Annotated in this window: 4 protein-coding genes; 3 read left to right on the top strand and 1 reads right to left on the bottom strand. The window is 67.4% G+C overall.

Going from position 1 to position 2,614, the window contains the following annotated elements; genetic code table 11:
* The 3 genes from AC5Y5W_RS24810 to AC5Y5W_RS24800 all read left to right on the top strand — a co-directional run.
* Positions 1-541, top strand: a 541-nt coding sequence (locus AC5Y5W_RS24810) for a methyltransferase family protein (protein WP_500014109.1), incomplete at its 5' end; no start/stop codon positions are given.
* Positions 541-1,164, top strand: a complete 624-nt coding sequence (locus AC5Y5W_RS24805) for a class I SAM-dependent methyltransferase (protein WP_500014112.1) — start codon at positions 541-543, stop codon at positions 1,162-1,164. The genes AC5Y5W_RS24810 and AC5Y5W_RS24805, both read left to right, overlap by 1 nt.
* Complete coding sequence (locus tag AC5Y5W_RS24800) at positions 1,164-1,301, top strand: hypothetical protein (protein WP_500014110.1); 138 nt, start codon at positions 1,164-1,166, stop codon at positions 1,299-1,301. The genes AC5Y5W_RS24805 and AC5Y5W_RS24800 overlap by 1 nt, the downstream gene beginning before the upstream one ends.
* 507 nt (positions 1,302-1,808) lie before the next feature.
* On the opposite strand, the gene AC5Y5W_RS24795 is transcribed toward AC5Y5W_RS24800, so the two are convergent.
* Positions 1,809-2,474: a cation diffusion facilitator family transporter gene (locus AC5Y5W_RS24795; RefSeq protein WP_500014114.1), complete on the bottom strand. Its 666-nt coding sequence runs from the start codon at positions 2,472-2,474 to the stop codon at positions 1,809-1,811.
* Between the last annotated feature and the right edge of the window lie 140 nt (positions 2,475-2,614).

The raw sequence follows: 2,614 nt of genomic DNA, 5'->3' as shown, positions 1-2,614 counted from the left end.
CGGTGTCAGCGGCCGGTTCGGATCGCTGGAGTGGATCGCCGGCGCAGGGTTCGTCGCGGCTATTGTCATCGGTGTCGCAGCGCCGCTGCTTCAACTCGGCGGCGTGCTCGCCCCGCTGGAGGTGTTGCACGCGACGTGGATCCAGGCAATTGGGGTCGTGGTCGCTGTGGCCGGCATCGGGGCAACGGTCTACGCGCAGAACGACATGGGCGAGTCCTGGCGGATCGGGGTCGATCCCGGCGAGACAACGACATTGGTGCGCCACGGCGTGTTCGCGGTGGTCCGCAACCCAATCTTTTCCGCCATGCTCACGTTCGCCGCCGGCATCATATTCGTGACGCCGAACCCGGTCACACTCGCCGGTTTCGCATTCTTGACCGTGGCGATCGAGCTGCAGGTCCGCAGTGTCGAAGAGCCCTACCTTCGCCGCGTGCACGGTCAGCAGTATCGCAACTACACCGCCACGGTCGGGCGTTTCGTTCCCCGAGTCGGGATGTCCAGACGTCGGGACGTTGGCGAGTGCAGGGCCGACAGATGCTGATGAACCGGGTGGAAACCGCGCTAATAAACAGCTGGCCGCGGCGGTGGCTGCAACGCTGTTATGAAGCGCCGGTGCTGGGGCGGCTCGGCGGTCGGCTCATCCCGGGGTCGCGGGCACTGGAGATCGGATGTGGTTCCGGATACGGCTCGCAGCTGATACTGGAGCGGTTCGGCGCCGCCCGGGTCGACGCCGTGGACCTTGACCCGGCGATGATCCGGCGGGCTGGTCGGCGGCTGGCCCGCTACGGCGACCGGGTGCGGCTAGCCCAGGGCAGCGCGACCGACCTACGTGCGGCGCTGGATGCCGAAGACGCCAGCTACCATGCGGTCTTTGACTTCGGGATCGTCCACCACATCCCGGACTGGCGCAACGCCCTCGCCGAGGTCGCCCGGGTGCTGACACCGGGTGGGCGGTTCTACTTCGAAGAAGTCACCGCCCACGCCCTGGCCCGCCCCACCTTCCAGTGGCTTTTCGACCATCCCTGCGAAGACCGGTTTACTGCCGAACAGTTTCTCGACGAACTCGCCCGGCGCGGCCTCGTGGTCCTTGGGTCGATCACCCGTATCCGAAGCGATTATCTGCTTGGCGCCGCCGCCAAGCAGATAACGGCCGATGATCGGTGATGGCCATGGTAGCGCTGGCCCGCTTCACCACGTTGGTCACGACCCCGCGCCCGCTGATCCAGCGGCGTCTGGTCGGCGATGACGGCAACGCCGGATTTGCTCCTGCGCTGCTCGCTGGAAGCCGGCTCTTGCGGTGACGGACGTGGGCTGTTCGATCGCCAATGTCCGCATAACGCGCTAGTCTTTCGCGGCACCGGCGCAGTTGTCGATGACAGCAGTGATCGGGGCGCTGGACTCAAAGTTATCCACGCGCCAGCTGAGACGGTCGGTGGCACTTCGCGGCGTCAATGCTCGACGGCGCTCCGCGCCGCGCAAAGTTCGCACGGATCACGCCTGAAGCAGACACGCGAGACCCACTCGCGCTAAAGCGCCGACACACGCCGGGATTGCGGAAGGTCGCGATCCCCGACCACGAAGTAATACGCCGCACGGCGGACACTGACCGGCCGGCTGGGACGCCGCCGACGGTGATCGACTCGTGAGCGCGCGGGGGCTGCGATCGCCTGGGCTGCAGGCATTTAGCACGGCTGCTTCCAGCGCTGCGCGGTGGCCGGCGTCGGTGTTACCGTGCGCTTGGATTGACCTCGCCGCGCTGGCGTGCGTTTCGGCGAGAGTGGGTGGTGGCGCTGGGGTTCAGCCGCCGCTCAGCAACCGCAGTCCTCACCCCGCCAGGACCGGAAGCCTTGCCAGATTGCGACGGCTGCGACACCCAGCCCGATGAGCGGGTCCAGCCACCATCCCCCAGCCCAGTGGGCGGTGACCGACAGGCCGATCAGCACCGCGGCGGCCTGCACGGCACACAGATAGTTTTGTGTGCCTTCGCCCGCGGTGGCCGCCGACACCAACCGCGCACCCAGGATGCGTTGGGCGCGACCCAGGACCGGCATCTGCAGCACCGCGAAGGCGGTCAACACGATCCCGATCACGGTGGTCTCCGGGTGGCGCTCACCAAACAGGTGATGCAGGGATTCGGCCGCAATATAGGGGGCGGTCAACCAAAACGACACCGCCACACCGCGTTGGGCGCTGCGCTCGGCCGTCGCCGACAGCGTCCGTGAACCGGTGAACCGCCAGATCACCACCACCCCGGCCAGCCCCTCGGCCACGCTGCCCAGCGCCCAACCGGTCAGTGCGACCGACCCGGCGGCCAAGCCCTGCCACAGCCCCACGACGGCTTCGACAGCCAGAAACACCAGGCTGATCCAGGCCAGCCGCCGCGCCCACCCCGCAGCCCGCAGCCATCGCGCATCCCGCACGACCGGCGTCGGCGGAGCATGGCCGGATGCGGCGCAGCTCGGGTCGTCAACCAGCCCGGTGGGACTGTCGCGCGGACCGAAGGCACTCACGAGAAGCTCACCATCTGCATTCGGACAATCTTATAGGCGAGCCACACCCGAAGCCGCGATAGCCGCACTTGGCTACGTCGTTTGTTGGACAGTGCCAACACTTT

The sequence above is a fragment of the Mycobacterium sp. NGS51 genome (assembly GCF_059812525.1).
The sequence above is the reverse complement of the archived record's forward strand: the minus strand, read 5'-3'. Positions and strand labels throughout refer to the sequence as shown.